The organism is Helicobacter sp. CLO-3 (assembly GCF_001854545.1).
GTDB lineage: Bacteria > Campylobacterota > Campylobacteria > Campylobacterales > Helicobacteraceae > Helicobacter_B.
This window is the reverse complement of record NZ_MLQN01000011.1, coordinates 1-17,123: the sequence shown is the minus strand read 5'-3', so window position 1 is coordinate 17,123 and position 17,123 is coordinate 1. Positions and strand designations below refer to the sequence as shown.

Below are 17,123 nucleotides of genomic sequence, written 5' to 3'. Positions count from 1 at the left end.
GATTCCAAAGCAAAGAGATCGATAAAATGAATGAGTCAAAAGTAGATTCTGCAAGCGATTGCGCTTGTAGCAAGGCAGATAAAAATAGCACCAAAAACACTGCAAACACGCCAAACACCTCGCCAAAAAACGCCACGCTAAAAACGCTGGCAAGCACCTATGGCACGCCGCTTTATGTGTATGATCTAGAATCCATAGAGCGCAATTTTTTGGATTTCAAACAAGCCTTTAGCGGGCGCAAATCGCTCATCTGCTACGCGCTAAAAGCAAACTCAAATCTTAGCATTTTGCGTTTGCTAGCAAGTCTAGGAAGTGGCGCGGACTGCGTGTCTATCGGCGAAGTGCGCCGCGCGATGCTAGCAAATATCCCAAAATATAAGATCATTTTTTCTGGCGTTGGCAAAAAGGATGAGGAGATAAAAGAGGCGCTAGAGCGCGATATTTTGTTTTTAAATGTAGAGTCTTATGAGGAATTGCTGCGTATAGAATCTATTGCCAAAGGGCTTTTTGGCGGGGATTCTAGTGCTAATGGTGCTAAAAAGTCAGAGTCAAGCGCCGCGCAAAATCCCGCGCAAAAAAAAGCGCAAAACACCGCGCCAGCGCCAAATGCCACTCCAACGCAAGAGCCCAAAAAAGCCAGAATCTCCATCCGCGTAAATCCAAACATCGATCCAAAAACGCATCCTTATATCTCCACTGGCTTGCATGAAAATAAATTTGGCGTGGATATCGAGAATGCCAAGCAGATGTATCTATACGCGCATCACTCGGACTTCTTAGAGCCTGTGGGGATACATTTTCACATAGGAAGCCAGCTTACCGAGCTAGAGCCTATAAGGCAGAGTGCTATGAAAATCGCGGATTTGGCGCGCTCGCTCGTGGCTATCGGGATCCCGCTTAGATTTTTTGACATCGGCGGGGGCGTGGGTATCCGCTACAAAGATGAGAATCCAATAAAGCTCTATGACTACGCCCAAAGCGTGCTAGGCGCGCTTAGCGGGTGTGACTGGACGATAATCTGTGAGCCGGGCAGGCGCGTGGTGGGCGAAAGTGGCGTGCTGCTTGCAAGTGTGATAGGCGAGAAAAAAACAGCGACGAAGCGCTTTGTGATAGTGGATGCTGGGATGAATGATCTTATGCGCCCAGCACTCTATCATGCCTATCATCATCTAGAAGTGATAGCGCAAGAAGCGCGCGAAGTGGATTCTAAAGGGGCAGAATCTAGCAAGGTGGATTCTGCAAAAATAGATTCTGGCGCAGAATCCAGCCAAAAAACATTAGCCGATATCGTGGGTCCAGTGTGCGAAAGCAGCGATACATTTTGCAAAGATATAGCCCTGCCAACCTTGAAAGCGGGCGATATCATCGCCTTCCAAAACGCCGGCGCTTATGGCTACTCCATGGCTAGCAGCTACAACTCGCGCGCGCGCCCCGCAGAAGTGGCTATTTATAAGCAAGAAGTGATGCTGATAAAGCCTCGAGAGTCGTTTGAGAAAAGCGTGCAAGATGAGCTAGACGCGCTAGAATCAAGTGCCAAAACCATAGAAAACATCGCTAAAAATCATAAGCCAAAGCTGTAAAAGCCTAGATTCTAGGTAGTCCAAATCAAGCCAAAAAGCCAAAAACACCCCGCCAAAAATAAGGATAAACCAAGGATAAAATATGAAAAAATCCGACAAAACACCAAATCAAGCGCCACAGCAAAACACTCAAAACACCCAAAACACAGCCGACATCTCCGCCCTGCGCGCACAAATCGATAGCATCGATGAAAAGATTCTGGCCCTGCTAAATGACAGGCTTGATGTAGTCGAGCAAGTAGGGCTTACCAAAAGGAAAAATAACGCCAACATCTACCGCCCAGAGCGCGAGCTAGAAATTATCAATCGCCTAAGCACACTGCCTAGCAAACATCTCAAAAAGCCCGCAATCGAGGCGATTTTCCAAGAGATTTTTGCTATCTCGCGCAATCTCGAGCTGCCAGAAAAAGTCGCATATCTAGGACCTATCGGCAGCTACACGCACCAAGCCGCGCAAGATAGGTTTGGCGCGATGAGCGAATATCTGCCGATAAACACGATAAGCGCGGTGTTTCGCGTGCTAGAATCCAAGCAAGCAAAATACGGCGTCATCCCCATAGAAAACAACACAAATGGCATCGTAGGCGAATGCATCGACAATCTCGCCAACTCCAGCCTAAAAATCGTCGCTGAAATCACGCTGCCAATACACCTTAGCTTCGCCTCAAGCTGCGAGCATTTGGGCGCAATCAAGCGCATTTACAGCAAAGACATCGCCTTTGGGCAGTGCGATGCGTTCCTAAGCGCGCACAACCTCCTATCTATCGAGCAAATCCCCACAGATTCTACTGCCAAAGCCGCCCAGCTCGCAAAAGCCGACAGCCAAAGCGGGGCTATCTGCTCCTCAATCGCGGCAAAAATCTACAATCTGCCAATAATGTTTGCCGATGTGGAAAACTATCGCGGCAACAAAACGCGCTTTGTCGTGGTGAGCGATTTTACCAACACCCCAAGCGGCAACGACAAAACCTCGCTTTTTGCCACGCTAAAGGGCTTTGATCGCGCCGGCACACTGCTGGCATTTCTCGAGCGCTTCTCGCGCGCTGGGATAAATCTCACCAAAATAGATTCTCGCCCCATCCGCTCGCGCGAGGACTTCCAGTCGGGCTTTTATGTTGATTTTGATGGGCATAGAGATGATGCGAAGGTGAAGACGATTTTTGATGAGTATGGCGAGCAGCTAAAATGGCTAGGAAGCTATCCAAAAACTAGCTAGGCGCGGCGTGGCGTTTGGGGGCGCTTTAGAGCGTGGCGTTTGGGCGCTTAGATTCTGGCATAAATCTAGTGCAGATTCTAGGCGCGCTTAAAAATCCACGCCCCCAGAATCCAAACCCACGCCAAACGCGCCAAATCACAAGCATTACAAACGCCAACAAACGCGCACAAAACAAATAACCAAATAACCAACAAAAATAAAGGAGCCAATATGCAAACACTAAATTTCACGCCAATCACCCTAGAATCCAAAAGCGTCATCATGCCATTTTTGGCGCAAGAGGATTTTATGATTTCTGACATTTCTTTTGGCAATCTCTACATCTGGTCGTGCGCGCGCGAGATAAGCTACGCCATAGCACACGACACGCTCATCATCCAAACAAAATATGAGGGCAAAACGCCCTACTTTTTCTACCCCATAGGCGCAGGGGATAAAATAGCCGCACTAAAAGCGATAGAATCCTATGTCAAGGCAAGCGGCGTGCCGCTGCATTTTGAATCGCTAGAATCCAAAAATGCCGAGATGGTAAAAAGCACCTTCCCGCATCTTAGCATCATCGCGCGCGAGGATAGGTTTGATTATGTCTATAGTGTTGCCGAGCTTATCGCACTTAGCGGGCGTAAATTTCACAAGAAAAAAAACCATTTGAATCAATTTTTGCAAAGCTATGAGTCGTGGCGATACGAGCCTATCAGTCGGGGAAATGTGCCAGAAATCATCGAGCGCGCCAACGCATGGCTAGCCACGCACCCCGCCCCCACACAAGCGCTCAAGCTAGAAAATATCGGCATACAAAACGCGCTAAACGCCTTTGATGCGCTGGATTTGCAAGGCGGTGTGGTGCGCGTGGATGATGAGATAGTGGCGTTTAGCTTTGGCGAGAAGATAAGCGAAAAAATGGTAGTGATTCACATCGAGAAAGCCGCCGCGCACATCACTGGCGCATATCAGATCATAAACCAGCAATTGTTAGCAAATGAGTTTAGCGAATTTGTCTATGCAAATCGCGAAGAAGACCTAGGGATTGAGGGCTTGCGAAGGGTGAAAAAGAGCTATAATCCGGCATTTATGGTAGAAAAATATGCGGCTATAGAAGCTAGCGATAAATAATTAAAGCTTTGCAAAATTGCTATGAAGTCTTATACAGAATCTAAAGTGCTGGATTTTAGTCTAAAATCCAAAATCGCAGAATCCAAGTTGCCCGCAGAATCCAATTTGCAGAAAATCCCGCTTATAAACCTGCACGCGCAATACCACGCGTATAAGCAAAAGATAGATTCTGCCATCGCGCGCACGCTAGAATCTACTAGCTTTATCCTTGGCGAGGAGTGCGAGAGGCTAGAATCAGAGCTGGCGCAGTTTGTGGGCGCGCGGCATTGTCTGTGCTGCTCTAGCGGCACGAGCGCGCTGCTTTTGGCGCTGCTGGCGCTTGGCATTGGCAGGGGCGATGAGGTCATCACGCCTAGCTTTGGCTTTGTCGCGGCGGCGGAGATGGTGGCACTTGTGGGCGCAAAGCCTGTGTTTGTCGATATAGACGCGCGCAACTACACGCTGGATGTCGCGCAGGTGCGAGCCAGCATAAGCGCGCGCACAAAAGCGATAATCCCGCTCTGCCTTTTTGGAGCGCCTTATGATGTGTGGGGCTTGCGCGAAGTGGCGCAAAATGCGGGTGTAGCGATAATCGAAGATGGCGCGCAAAGCTTTGGTGCGTGGGTGGATTCTGATGATTTGGATGCTGGCAGTGTGGATTCTGGCGCGGATTTTAGAGTTTTAGATTCTGGCGCAGAATCCAAAGCGCCCAGCAGAATCCGCGCCGACAAAATACATTCTGGCAAAATATATTCCACCAAAATACATTCCGGCAGATTTGGCGACATCAGCATCACTAGCTTTTTTCCTAGCAAACCGCTTGGCTGCTATGGCGATGGCGGGGCGATATTTTGCGATGATAGCGCGATTTTTGCGCGCCTCAGACAGCTTCGCAACCACGGGCAGAGCAGCAAATACGAACATAATATGCTTGGCATAAATTCAAGGCTAGATAGCATGCAGTGCGCGATTTTGCGCGTGAAGCTGGCGCATTTTACAGACGAACTGCGCGCGCGCCAAAAAGTCGCTGCTAGATATTTTGAGATCTTGAGTGATTTTTGCGAGGATTCTAAGGATTCTAGCGTGGAGTTTGGCGCAGAATCCAAAAGCGCTCTAGCCGCGCCTCTAGCTACGCCTGCTAAATTAATTTTGCCTATCAACCAGCCAAACAGCGTATATGCGCAGTTTTGCTTACGCGTGGAGTCTTTAGATTCTACAGATTCTTGGGATTCTCGGGATTTGGCAGATTCTAGCGATAGTGCAGCAAAATCTTGCGCGCAAGATTCCAAAGTGCAAAACCCAAGCGCCCTAGATTCTAGCAAAATACGCGCGCACATCATCGAGCATCTAGCGCGCGCTGGCATCGCCACTGCTATCCACTACCCAAAGCCCTTGCATTTACAAAAGGCTTTTGCATTTTTGGGATACAAAAAGGGCGATTTCCCAGTATCCGAGCGCGTGGCTAATGGGATTTTTTCGATTCCCTTTTGTGCCTTTTTGGATAGAAAATCACAAGATTATATCGCGCAGGCACTTTTATCCGCGCTAAATCCGCACCAAATCTAAGCGCAAATTAGCTAGATTCTGCGATAAATTTAAGGTAAAATCACGCCAGCAAAATATAGCAAAATGCCAAAACCACCCAAAAAATACAAAAGAGGAGAATCTAAATGAAAAATGACAGCACGACCACACAAGATGCGCCAAAAAGGCTAGAGAGCGGCGACAAAGCGCCGGATTTTTGCTTGCTAAATGCGGAGGGCGTGGAGATTTCGCTAAAAGATTTTGGCGATAAGACTATCATTTTGTATTTTTATCCCAAAGACAATACGCCGGGCTGCACTATCGAAGCACTCGATTTTAGCGCGCTTTTGAAGGAGTTTCTAGCCAAAGATGCGGTGGTGATAGGCGTGAGTCCTGACACGCCAAAATGCCACCAAAACTTTATCACTAAGCAAAATCTAAAACACATATTGCTAAGCGATCCTGAAAAAAAAGTGGCTAGCGCGTATGGCGTGTATGGCAAAAAGCTCATGTATGGCAAGGAAGTGAATGGCATCATCCGCTCGACTTTCATCATCCAAGGCGGCAAAATCGTGTGTGCCATGTATAATGTCAAAGCCAAAGGACACGCACAAAAAGTCCTTGAAATGGTGTAGCAAGCTTTGGCGCAGCTAGCGCTCGCAAGTTTGCGACTAAGAAATAGCTATAAAAGCTGCGATAAAAAAGCTCGCAAATCCAGCTACAATAGAACAGATAACTAAAATTTCCATTATAAATCTCCTATTTCCTTGATTAGCTTTTTAATCTTGATTTGCAAGATAATGACAACCGCGCCAAGCGCAAAACAACATTATTTAGAAAAATAAAGCGGCAGTATTTGCTAAAGAAACTTCGCCCTCGACTCGTTTTACTGAAGAAACTTTACTGCGTTCGTTTTCGGAAGAAAAATCATCGTTTGCGAGTCGAGCGAGAAAAACCCAAAGGCGCAGTATCTTAGAGGAAATTCTCTTGCTTTGCAAGGCGAGCGCGGAGATAAGCCTGTGATGGCTATCGCACAAGCGAGACGAAGTAATCAAGAGAATTTACCCAAGAGACAAGCCCGAAAGACAACGCGTTCTGCTTTTTTCTTATCTAGCGGGGGCATTTTTCTCCTTAATATTGGCGTTTTGTGATTATAGCATTTTTGCACAACAAAAAAGTTACACAATAAAATAAGTCTTGACTTCAAGGCTAGAGCTTGCTCGCGTGTTATTTTCGCCATTCTCGCTATTTTTGATACTCATAAAATTTATCTATCTCATCACTTAGTGCTAGAAGTTTGGCGAGTGCTACTATTGCTTTATAGCAGCTTGTTTGGCGCTCGATTAGCGCGCTTTGCAGCGAGCTTTGCGCATCCACCACCTGCGCGCTTGTGGCTAGTCCCTGCTTGAAAGCTTGGTTTTGCAGCTTTAGATTCTCCTGCGCTAGCTCTACTGAAGAGGCGAGGCTAGCGTATTCACTGCGCGCATACACCGCCTCTTTATAAGTCTTTCGCACAAGCAGTGCCAAATCTTTTTGCGCTTGGGCGCGCAGGGATTCTAGCTCGAGTTGTGTGATTTTGGCGGCTTGGTAGCGCTGGATCCTAGCGCTTGGCGTGATGAGCGAGATGCTAGCGCTCACGCCCACAAACCAAGTTGGGAGATTGTTGCCAAGAAGCGTGTTTTGGTTGTCAGAAAATATATAGCTTCCCATGCCAGCGACTTTTGGCAGAAATGGCGCGATAGCTAGCTTTTTGCCTTGTTTGGCAGAATCTATTTTGAGATCTAGCGATTTTAGCGCGGGATATGCGCTAAGCGCGCGCTCTACATAATGCTCCTCGCTTTCAAGCGGTTTGTCAGAGATCGCTAGCTTTGAGATTGGCGTGATGTCTTGGCTTAGGGCTGTTTGCAAGGCGAGGTAGGCTATCTCGCTGGCATTTGTCGCTTCTTTGATGCGATTGCCTGCTTTGTCGTCCGCGACTTGCGCGCCTAGCACCTCTATGCGCGCGATTTGCCCGCCTTTTTGCAGCTGCAAGGCATTGTCATAGTGCAGCGCGCTTGATTCTTTGATCTGCTCTAGCACGCCTAGCACCTCGCTGCTAAGCACCGCGCCATAATACACGCCCACCAGCTCTTCAAAGCTAGCCAGCGTCTTTAGGCGATAGGCTTCTTTGGCGTCTTTGGCGGTGATGGCAGCGATCTTTGCCCCATGGTAGCGCGCCCCGCCGGTATAGAGCGGATAGATGATGTTTAGCGCGCCTAGCATGGTGTCTTGGTTGGCTATGCGGATGGGCGTGTTTAGCGAGGTAAAAAGCCCATTTAGTAGCTGCCCTTGCAGTGTGCCCTGCATGGCTTGCAGCGCCATTTGCTCCTGCGCGCTAAGCTCGCGCCCAAGCCGTGCTTCTATCGTGTCGCCAAAATGGATGTATGAAATGCTAGCATTTATCTCTGGCAGGAAGCTAAGCTTCGCGCCGAGCGAAAGTTTATCCGCGCGCTGCGTGTTTAGGCGCTGTGCTTTGAGCGCCTCGCTAGAATCTAGCACTTTTTGCCACGCGCTTTTGATGTCAAGCGCGGCGGATTCTTGGGGTTGTGGGGTGGTGGATTCTGTGGGTTCTGCTTGTTTTGTGGCTGGCGCGGATTCTGTGGATTCTGCTGGCGCTGGATTTTGCGGTGTGGATTCTGCAGCTTGCGTGGATTCTGATGTGGCAGAATCTGTTTCAAAAGAATTCGTTTCAAAAGAATCTGTTTTGGGAGAATCTAGATCTGGCAGAAGCGCGGCATTTAGTGCGCCCGCACTCATAGCACAAAGCAGCACCGCGCGCCACAAAAAACTCATAAAAATATCCATAATATAAACCCCAGATTTTATATGTCTTTGTGTAACTTTCGCGCATTTATAGCCAAAAACATATAAAAATCCGATAAACAAGCGCGGATATGGGTGAGCTAGAGCAAAATGTGCAATTTTAAGAATTTTATGGTTGACTTAAAATAAAAATTCACTCATTTAGGAAATTCGCTCCAAGCATGCTTTAGATAAAATGCGCATAACAAAATAAATACAATTCTCGTTTTGATAGGGTTTTTAAGTATGCATAAACCAAATAAATTTAAATTATTTGTCTGCGCACTTTAGATTCCGTTTTTATTTTTTTTGTTTCACGCCCATGGTTTCTAGCTCTTCTGCTAGGAATCTGCCCGTGTAGCTGCCGCTTTTGCCAGCGCGCGCGGCGATTTGTTCGACACTTCCGCTATCTACTAGCTTGCCGCCTTTGTCCCCGCCTTCTGGTCCCATGTCGATGATAAAGTCGGCGTTTTTGATGAGATCGAGGTTGTGCTCGACGACGATGACGCTATTGCCAAGCTCGACTAGATGATGCAGCACGCGCACCAGCCTATCCACATCGCCAAAATGCAAGCCCGTAGTCGGCTCATCGAGCACATAGAGCGTGCGCCCGGTGTCTTTGCGGCTTAGCTCTTTGGCTAGCTTGATGCGCTGTGCTTCGCCCCCGCTTAGCGTTATGGCATTTTGCCCTAGCGTGATGTAGCCTAGCCCCACATCTTGCAGGGTTTTTAGCTTTTGGTAGATTTTGGGGATTTTGGCGAAAAACTCGCATGCGCTATCTACGCTCATCTCTAGCACTTCGGCGATATTTTTGCCTTTGTATTTGATGGCTAGGGTTTGTGGGTTGTATTTCGCGCCGCCACATTGGTCGCATTTCACCATGACATCGGGCAGGAAGTGCATCTCGATGCGGATTTCGCCTTCACCTTGGCATTTTTCGCATCGCCCGCCTTTGACATTGAAGCTAAATCGCCCCACGCCAAAGCCTAGCATTTTGGCTTCTTTGGTCTCTGCAAAAAGCGCGCGGATTTCATCCATGGTGCCGGTGTATGTGGCTGGGTTGCTACGCGGTGTGCGTCCTATGGGGGTTTGGTCTAGATATATCACTTTGTCTAGATGCTCTAGTCCTAGGATTTCTACGCCATCGCATTTTTTGATTTTGCGTGCATTGTTTAGCAGCTCTTGCGCGGTGGGGAGGAGGGTTTGGAGGATGAGCGAGCTTTTGCCGCTGCCGCTCACACCGGTGACGCATACGAAGTTGCCTAGCGGGATTTTTACGCTTAGGTTTTTTATGTTGTGTAGATTTACATTTTTGACTTCTAGCCATTGCTCTTGCGCGCGGTGTTTGGGGTAGTATATCTCGCGCTTGCGATTGATAAAATCCGCCGTCAAAGTATCAGAATCTAGCATCCCATCCAAATCCCCGCTATAAATCACCTCGCCACCATTGCGCCCAGCGCCGGGTCCGATATCGACGATAAAATCCGCATGCCTTATCGTCTCTCTGTCGTGCTCGACGACGATGACGCTATTGCCCTTTTCTTGCAGGCTTCGCAGGGTTTTGATAAGTCGCAGCGTGTCGCGCTCATGCAGCCCGATACTAGGCTCATCTAGCACATACATCACGCCTGTAAGCCCGCTGCCTATTTGGCTGGCAATGCGTATGCGCTGGCTCTCGCCCCCGCTTATCGTGCGCGCATCGCGCCCAAGCGTGAGATAGCCTAGCCCCACATCATAGAGGAAAAATAGCCGCTCTTTGATTTCTTTTAAAATCGGCGTGGCGATGAGATGCTGCTGCTCGTTTAGATAAGCAAATCTCGCATCATCGGCAAAAAACGCATACGCCTCCTCGATAGGCATATCAATCACTTCGCCTATGCCTTGCCCTGCGACTTTTACGCTTAGGCTTTGGGGCTTTAGCCTATGTGCTTGGCACGCGCTACAAGGCTTCTCGCTCATATATTCGCTCAAATCGCGCTCATCTTTAAACATATCATAAGCAATTTGCAAAATCCCTCGCCATGGGCGCGTGAGCCTGCTTCTGCCCCATTCAAACTCCACGCTTTGCGCGCTTCCATAAAGCAGCGCTTGTTGTTTGTGCTCGGGTAGCTCATCAAAGCTTTTGCGCTCATCGATTTTCTCCGCGCGGCAGAATCCATGGAAAAGCTCGGCGTAATAGTTGCGATTGAAGCCAAAAATGACTTTGATACCGCCATCATTGAGCGGCAAAGAGGTGTTTAGAATCTTGCGGATGTCGATGCTGTATTTGCTCCCTAGCCCGCCGCACTCCTCGCACGCGCCTTTTGGTGAGTTGAAAGAAAAGCTAAGCGGCTCTAGTGGCTCAAAGCTTACTTTGCAATCAAAGCATGCAAAATGCTCGGAGTAGTGGATGAGATGGGGTTTTGGCTCGTGTTTGGATTCTGCTTTGTGTGTTGTTTTTGCGGTGGATTCTGTGCTGGATTTTGTGCTAGATTTTGCAGATTTCTCGCCAGAATCCACAGAACCCGCGCCAGAATCCAGACTAGATTCCGCGCGCAAATCTCGGCTAGAATCCACACTAGATTCTGCCTCTGTGTATTCCACCTCGACTTCGCCATAAGTCTCATTGAGCGCTTTTTCCACTGCTTGCGCGATGCGCGTGTGGTTTTGCGCGGTGTTTATGACGCGGTCGATTATTATCTTTATGGTGTGTTTTTTGGTTTTTGAAAGCTCTATCTCTTCATCCAGTCGCACCATCACGCCATCGATTTGTGCGCGCACGAAGCCTTTTTGCCTAAGCTCTTCGATTTTATCGGCAAAGCTCCCCTTTTTGTCGCGCACGATGGGCGCTAGGATTATCATTTTGGCGTCATTTGGGAGCGCTAGAATCTGACTAATGATGTCAGTCGAAGACATATGCGAAATCTTTTTGCCACAGATATGGCAGTGCTGCACGCCCACGCGCGCGTATAAAAGCCGCATATAGTCATAAATCTCGGTTATCGTACCAACGGTTGAGCGCGGGTTTTTGGAGGTGGTCTTTTGGTCTATCGCGATAGCGGGTGTCAGCCCCTCTATCTTATCGACATCAGGCTTACCCACGCGGTCTAAAAACTGGCGCGCATAGCTGGAGAGCGACTCGATGTAGCGGCGCTGTCCTTCTGCATAGAGCGTGTCAAATGCCAGCGTGCTTTTGCCGCTGCCGCTAAGCCCGGTGAAAACGACTAGCTTGTTTTTGGGGATTTGCAGGTGGATGTTTTTGAGATTGTGCTCTTTGGCGCCGAGTATGTGGATGAAATCTTGGGGCGCGGGTGTTTGGCTGGCGACTTGTGCGGGCGTGAGTGCTGGCGTTTTAGTCGCTTTTATGGGCGCAGAATCTGGATTTTTAGATTCTGGTTTGCTCTTGGCTATTGTTGCTGGCGCGGATTTTTTATTTTGATTTTTTGGTGTGGGTTTTGGTTTTGGCATGGTGTTGCTTTCTTTTGGGATTTGGCGCGCTAGAATCTAAAGGCTAGAATCTAGCAAATACCAGAATCTAAACGCTTTGAAAATCTAGCCACGCTGGAATCTAGGGCGCCTAGATTTTGGCTTTTGGATTCTTGCGATTGTTGCACGAGCGATTTTGCCGCGCGACTCAAAATCGATTCAAAATCTACTCAATAATTTTGGGCACGACAAAAAAGTTTTCGCTAGATTTTGGCGCGTGCTTTAGCACATCGCTAGCCACAGGCGACTCATGCACGACATCATCGCGCATAGGCGTTTTGCGCTCGCTTTGCAAATCCACGCCCGCAGTATCAAGGCTAGCTAGATTTTGCACAAATCCTAGCACCTCGCTAAGATTTTGCTTGACCTTTGCGCGTTCATTTTCGCTTATCTCTATCATCGCGAGCCTTTGAAGCTTGTTTAGCATATTGTCATCAAGTATCTCATGTGTCATGTGGTGACCTTTCTTTTGGCAGTCTCAAACCCGCGATTATACCAAAAACTACAAATAATGCAGCTTGAAAATCCGCTTGTTGTCACATTGCAAGAATTTATATGCTACAATCCGCTTTTATTAAGAGCATGTAAGCCCTCGGACTAGAATCTAGATTCTGGATTCTGGGCTTTTTGGCTTTTGCAAATTTGACTTTTAGATTTTCAGACATTTAAGGAGAGATGATGAATCCGCGTAAATCTTGGGATAAGCGCTCATGGCGAGCTTTCCCTATCAAGCAGCATCCCACATACAGCGACAAAACCCAGCTAGAATCCATCGAAAAAGAGCTCGCATCCTACCCGCCGCTGGTGTTTGCCGGCGAGGCGCGAAGCCTGCGCGCGCATTTCGCGCAGGTGGAGCAAGGCAAGGCGTTTTTGCTTCAAGGTGGCGATTGCGCGGAGAGTTTCGAGCAGTTTAGCGGCTCTAGCATACGCGATTTGTTTAAAGTCATCATCCAAATGGGCGCGATTCTGACATTTGCTGGAAGCTGTCCGGTGGTGAAGGTGGGGCGCTTGGCGGGGCAGTTTGCCAAGCCCAGGAGTGCGGATTTTGAAGAGGCGCAGGGCGTGTCTTTGCCAAGCTATCGCGGCGATATTATCAATGGCTTGGCGTTTGAGTCAAGCGCGCGCGAGCCAGACCCAGCGCGGATGCTGCGCGCCTATCATCAAAGTTCTGCCACGCTAAACCTCCTGCGCGCGTTTGCAAGTGGTGGTTTGGCAGATCTTAGCGAAGTGCATCGCTGGAATCTAGATTTTGTGCGAAACAACGACTTCGGACAGCGATATGAAAAGCTAGCAGAATCCATAACCCAAGCGCTAGGCTTTATGCAAGCCTGCGGGATAAACACGCAAAACACGCCAACGCTTAAAACCACCGAGTTTTACACCAGCCACGAAGCGCTGCTGCTAAACTACGAAGAACAGCTCGTGCGCCAAGATAGCCTAAGTGGCAAATGGTATGACTGCTCGGCACACATGCTTTGGATAGGTGAGCGCACAAGGGAGCTTGATGGCGCGCATCTTGAGTTTTTGCGAGGCGTGGAGAATCCAGTGGGTGTGAAAATAGGACCAAACGCGACAAAAGATGAAATCATGGGAATCTGTGACATCCTAAACCCAGAAAACGAATCTGGCAGGCTAAATCTCATCGTGCGCATGGGCGCGGACAAGATAAAATCCAACTTCCCAAAACTCCTAGAAAGCGTGCATAAAGAAGGGCGCGCGATACTCTGGAGCTGCGATCCGATGCATGGCAACACGATGAAGGCGGGCAATGGCTATAAAACGCGCGCATTTGATAAGATACTAAGCGAGGTGAAAAGCTTTTTTGACATACATAGGGCTTGCGGCAGCGTGGCTGGGGGCATCCACCTAGAGATGACGGGTGCCGATGTCACCGAGTGCGTGGGCGGCTCGCAGGCAATCACAGAGGCAAACCTCGCCACCTGCTACTCCACGCAATGCGACCCGAGACTAAACGCAACGCAGGCGATAGAAATGGCATTTCTCGTAGCAGATATCCTAAAAAGCCGCGCAAAATAAATAATGCGACTTTTTTGTGTATTATAAAATCTTTAAGGCACGCGATATATGTAAAATTTCAATGGCAAGCCAAAGGAATTTTTACCCAGCATCATTTCGCTTCCGCCAATGTGGTCTTTACTAAAGTATTTGATAAGTGGTTTTATCCCAAGTCGCGGAAAGTTATAGCCAAAGCCGCTTTCAAACAAGCGCTCATACTTAGAATCTAGTTTTTCTAAAAGCCCATTGCTAAACTCAAAATAAGTATATGGGCTTAGGACCACAATGTCTCCGCTTTGCTTTGGCGCAAGGTCATTGCTGCGAAATACGCTATAAGGGCTATTTGGGTTTGGTTTTCCTAAAAGATTATTGTCAATCGGTAAATCTGATTGTAGGTCAAATTTGCTCGCACCATAATAATTAAGCCATATTGCAAAGCTTACATATACTTCAACATTAGATGCGCGATTTACGCCTTCAAGATAGATGTTTGTATTTGGATATTCTTTTATATACTCGCTTAAAAAGCCAAGAGTTTGTTGGAATCCATTTGGCACGACTTTATAATGTGCGTATTGGCTAATGCCAAAAGGTAGGCTATTAAAAACAAAAACCACACAAGCAATAACCATAAGAAGCTTAAAAAATCTTAATTTTAGAAAGTTTAGCATCCATCCGCCAAGCGCAATAAGCCCAAAAACATAGCCAATCAGGATATAATGAATATCGCCAATTTTTAGTGCTAGATATTCTGCAATAAGAACCAAAGCAGCACATAAGCTAGAATCTAACAAAGCGTTAAATGGCTGTTTTTTGATAAATACACTATAGGTTCTATAAATAAAAAAGCAAGGCAGCACAATGAGCAAAAAGGGCTCACTAAGTGCATAACTAAATATAACCTTTGCAAGCACAATAAGCTGATTATAAGGTGTATCACCATAAGAGCCACTACTTGTTTTTTGCAATACAACAACAAATATATATACAAGCACCCAAATAATACTTGTAAGCATAAGTGCGATATCAAATATTTTTACCTTAAGATTAGAATATTTAAAGCTCAATGCAAAATGCAAAAAGGCAAAAGCAAAAAGCATGGCAAAGCCTGTTTCTTTATAATAAAGCGCAATAGTCGCGCTTGCAATCCCAAGCAATAACACAAAATACGCGCTCTTTTTGTGGTGATTTTTTAATACAAAGGCATAGCATGCTAAAAAAATACTAAAAAATACAAACTCCATGCGCTCTGGCACAAAGAGTCTCAAAAATGAGGTAACAAAACTTGGCGAACAAAGCACAAGAAAGATAAGGACATAAGAAGTGAGGGTATAGCGCGCAAGATTTTGTTTCATCTGCATATTTGATGGCATATTATTGTCAATCATCGCAAAAAATATAGGTAATGCATGTGCTAAGCAAAATGCGACAAGGATTACGCAAATAGCATTGAAAGTGTAAAATACACTCGCACTTGCACCAAAAAGCATGCTTAAAATATTGAGATCTTGCCCATCGAGTGGGTAAAATCGCCCGTTTTCGATACTGATAAAAAGTGGTATCCTTTCTCCAATGAACAAGCTTCCTATGATACCATGATCATCAATCACGCTAAAATTAGCATTTATAGCGACTAAAAAAGCATACACAAAAACAAAACACCAAAAAACAACACTCCAAACCTTTAAGGCAGGAGCTTTTAGTGTGCTATTGCCCCCCCCCCTAACAAAATTTACATAATTCATTTTGACTCCTTTACAAAAGTTTTATTTACAAACACCCCGATTCTGCTTCGCATCTCATCGCTTCCGATGATGAGTATCGCATCGCACACGCCGATACCTCCGCCTTTGCCAAGTAGCGCTAGGCGCAGCGCTGGCATAAGCTTGCCGATTTTCACCCCCCTAGATTCTGCAAACTCATGCAGATACGCATCTAGCGCGCTTATAGATTCTGCGTTGATATTCGCATCATCGATAAGCGCTATAAATTTTTCATCCGCGCTAAGCGCCTTCATCGCCTCCAACGCATCAGGATCGAGCTTTTTTAGCATTTTTTCATCGTAAGATTCTGGCGCGCGCAGTATGTCATTGCACTGCGTGGCAAACTCAATTAGCGTTTTGGAGCGATCTTTGAGCGCGCTATAGAGCAAATCGCGCTTCGCCCTATCCTCCACCTTTTCCGCGCCAAACTCGCTTATAAGCGCTTCAAGCCGCGCATTATCGCATTCTTTGATATAGTGCTGGTTTAGCCATAGGAATTTTTCTTGATTGTAGCGGCTAGGCGAGCTATTCATCGCGCCAGCATCAAACAGCTCTATCATCTCTTTTAGCGAGAAAATCTCCTTATCCTCATAGCTAAATCCAAGCCGCACGAGGAAGTTTAAAATCGCCTCTGGCAGATAGCCCATAAGCTTATAATCCATCACGCCCATCGCGCCATCGCGCTTGCTTAGCTTTTTGCCCTCGGGATTTAGGATCATGGGGATATGATAAAACTTTGGCACGCTAAAGCCAAGCGCATTGTAGATGATGATCTGCTTTGGTGTGTTGCTCGTGTGATCATCGCCGCGTATGACATCAGTGACACCCATCAGCGCGTCATCTATCGCCACGACAAAATTATAAGTCGGGCTGCCATCGCTTCGCAAAATGATAAAATCATCGATCTCTTTTGCCTGCACCGATATTTTGCCCTTCACGCCATCATTGAAAGCTATCTCGCCCTCAAGCGGCGCTTTTATCCGCACCACCGGCTCTACGCCTTCTGGTGGCGTGCCGGTAAAATCCCTGTAGCGATTGTCATAGCGCGGTGTCTGCCCAGCGGCGCGCTGGCTTTCGCGCAGGGCATCAAGCTCATCTTTACTCATATAGCAGCGATACGCCTTGCCCGCGTCTATGAGCTTTTGGGCGTATTCTTGGTAGAGCGCAAATCGCTTGCTTTGATACACCACCTCGCCATCATGCTCTAGTCCCACCCATTCAAACGACTCGATGATAGCGCGCGCGGCGTCTTCAGAGTTGCGCGCCAAATCAGTATCCTCGATGCGCAGTAGAAACTTCCCGCCATGTTTCCTAGCGTGCAAGTAGTTGAAAAGCGCGGTGCGCAAACCGCCTATATGCAAATATCCTGTGGGTGAAGGCGCAAACCTCGTAACAACCGCCATTTGATGCTCCTTTTCTGCTTGGGATTTATATGTAATTTTGTTTGGATTCTCGTTGGCTAGAATCTAGTTTTTAGTCGCCAAACTTTTGCGTTTATCTTTGTTTATCGTCGCCAGCTTCTTGCAGGGGGACAGGGGGCTTAAATTACTGAAGAAACGGCGCTTCGCTTGTTTTCTAAAGAAGCTTGCGCTTTAGGCGAAGACCGCCCCCTAGTCCCTGTCTCTT

General features: G+C 47.4%; 12 protein-coding genes. 7 read left to right on the top strand and 5 right to left on the bottom strand.

Annotation, left to right across the window (positions count from 1 at the left end):
- The first annotated feature begins 26 nt into the window (after nucleotides 1–26).
- The 6 genes from lysA (at nucleotide 27) to BKN38_RS04165 (ending at nucleotide 6,047) form a co-directional block, all read left to right on the top strand.
- On the top strand, nucleotides 27–1,580 hold the full coding sequence (lysA, locus tag BKN38_RS04185; RefSeq protein WP_082942559.1) for a diaminopimelate decarboxylase: 1,554 nt from the start codon (nucleotides 27–29) through the stop codon (nucleotides 1,578–1,580).
- An 82-nt stretch (nucleotides 1,581–1,662) separates the two neighbouring features.
- Complete coding sequence (gene pheA, locus BKN38_RS04180; protein ID WP_082942558.1) at nucleotides 1,663–2,796, top strand: chorismate mutase; 1,134 nt, start codon at nucleotides 1,663–1,665, stop codon at nucleotides 2,794–2,796.
- 32 nt (nucleotides 2,797–2,828) lie between these two features.
- The gene (locus BKN38_RS11040) at nucleotides 2,829–2,975 is read left to right on the top strand and encodes a hypothetical protein (RefSeq protein WP_156528209.1); all 147 of its coding nucleotides are present in this window, start codon (nucleotides 2,829–2,831) and stop codon (nucleotides 2,973–2,975) included.
- A gap of 31 nt (nucleotides 2,976–3,006) precedes the next feature.
- Complete coding sequence (locus tag BKN38_RS04175) at nucleotides 3,007–3,909, top strand: DUF2156 domain-containing protein (RefSeq protein ID WP_066455942.1); 903 nt, start codon at nucleotides 3,007–3,009, stop codon at nucleotides 3,907–3,909.
- A 21-nt stretch (nucleotides 3,910–3,930) separates the two neighbouring features.
- Entirely contained in the window at nucleotides 3,931–5,454 is a 1,524-nt protein-coding gene (locus tag BKN38_RS11775) for a DegT/DnrJ/EryC1/StrS aminotransferase family protein (protein ID WP_066455939.1), read from the top strand.
- Nucleotides 5,455–5,558: 104 nt separating this feature from the next.
- Entirely contained in the window at nucleotides 5,559–6,047 is a 489-nt protein-coding gene (locus BKN38_RS04165; protein WP_066455934.1) for a peroxiredoxin, read from the top strand.
- A gap of 610 nt (nucleotides 6,048–6,657) precedes the next feature.
- Here the strand turns inward: BKN38_RS04165 and BKN38_RS04160 are convergent.
- From BKN38_RS04160 to gatC, 3 genes are all read right to left on the bottom strand, one after another.
- On the bottom strand, nucleotides 6,658–8,244 hold the full coding sequence (locus tag BKN38_RS04160; protein ID WP_070957703.1) for a TolC family protein: 1,587 nt from the start codon (nucleotides 8,242–8,244) through the stop codon (nucleotides 6,658–6,660).
- 309 nt (nucleotides 8,245–8,553) lie between these two features.
- The gene (gene uvrA, locus BKN38_RS04155; protein ID WP_082942556.1) at nucleotides 8,554–11,700 is read right to left on the bottom strand and encodes an excinuclease ABC subunit UvrA; all 3,147 of its coding nucleotides are present in this window, start codon (nucleotides 11,698–11,700) and stop codon (nucleotides 8,554–8,556) included.
- Between the two features lie 184 nt (nucleotides 11,701–11,884).
- The gene (gene gatC / locus BKN38_RS04150; protein WP_066455928.1) at nucleotides 11,885–12,172 is read right to left on the bottom strand and encodes an Asp-tRNA(Asn)/Glu-tRNA(Gln) amidotransferase subunit GatC; all 288 of its coding nucleotides are present in this window, start codon (nucleotides 12,170–12,172) and stop codon (nucleotides 11,885–11,887) included.
- Between the two features lie 224 nt (nucleotides 12,173–12,396).
- On the opposite strand from gatC, the gene BKN38_RS04145 reads away from it, so the two are divergent.
- Entirely contained in the window at nucleotides 12,397–13,755 is a 1,359-nt protein-coding gene (locus tag BKN38_RS04145) for a class II 3-deoxy-7-phosphoheptulonate synthase (RefSeq protein WP_371113552.1), read from the top strand.
- Nucleotides 13,756–13,787: 32 nt separating this feature from the next.
- Here the strand turns inward: BKN38_RS04145 and BKN38_RS04140 are convergent, their stop codons facing one another.
- Both BKN38_RS04140 and gltX read right to left on the bottom strand, forming a co-directional pair.
- Nucleotides 13,788–15,479: a hypothetical protein gene (locus tag BKN38_RS04140; RefSeq protein ID WP_082942555.1), complete on the bottom strand. Its 1,692-nt coding sequence runs from the start codon at nucleotides 15,477–15,479 to the stop codon at nucleotides 13,788–13,790.
- A complete protein-coding gene (gene gltX, locus BKN38_RS04135) occupies nucleotides 15,476–16,900 on the bottom strand; it encodes a glutamate--tRNA ligase (RefSeq protein WP_066455922.1) in 1,425 nt (474 codons plus the stop codon). Before gltX ends, BKN38_RS04140 begins: the two co-directional genes overlap by 4 nt.
- Nucleotides 16,901–17,123 lie beyond the last annotated feature (223 nt).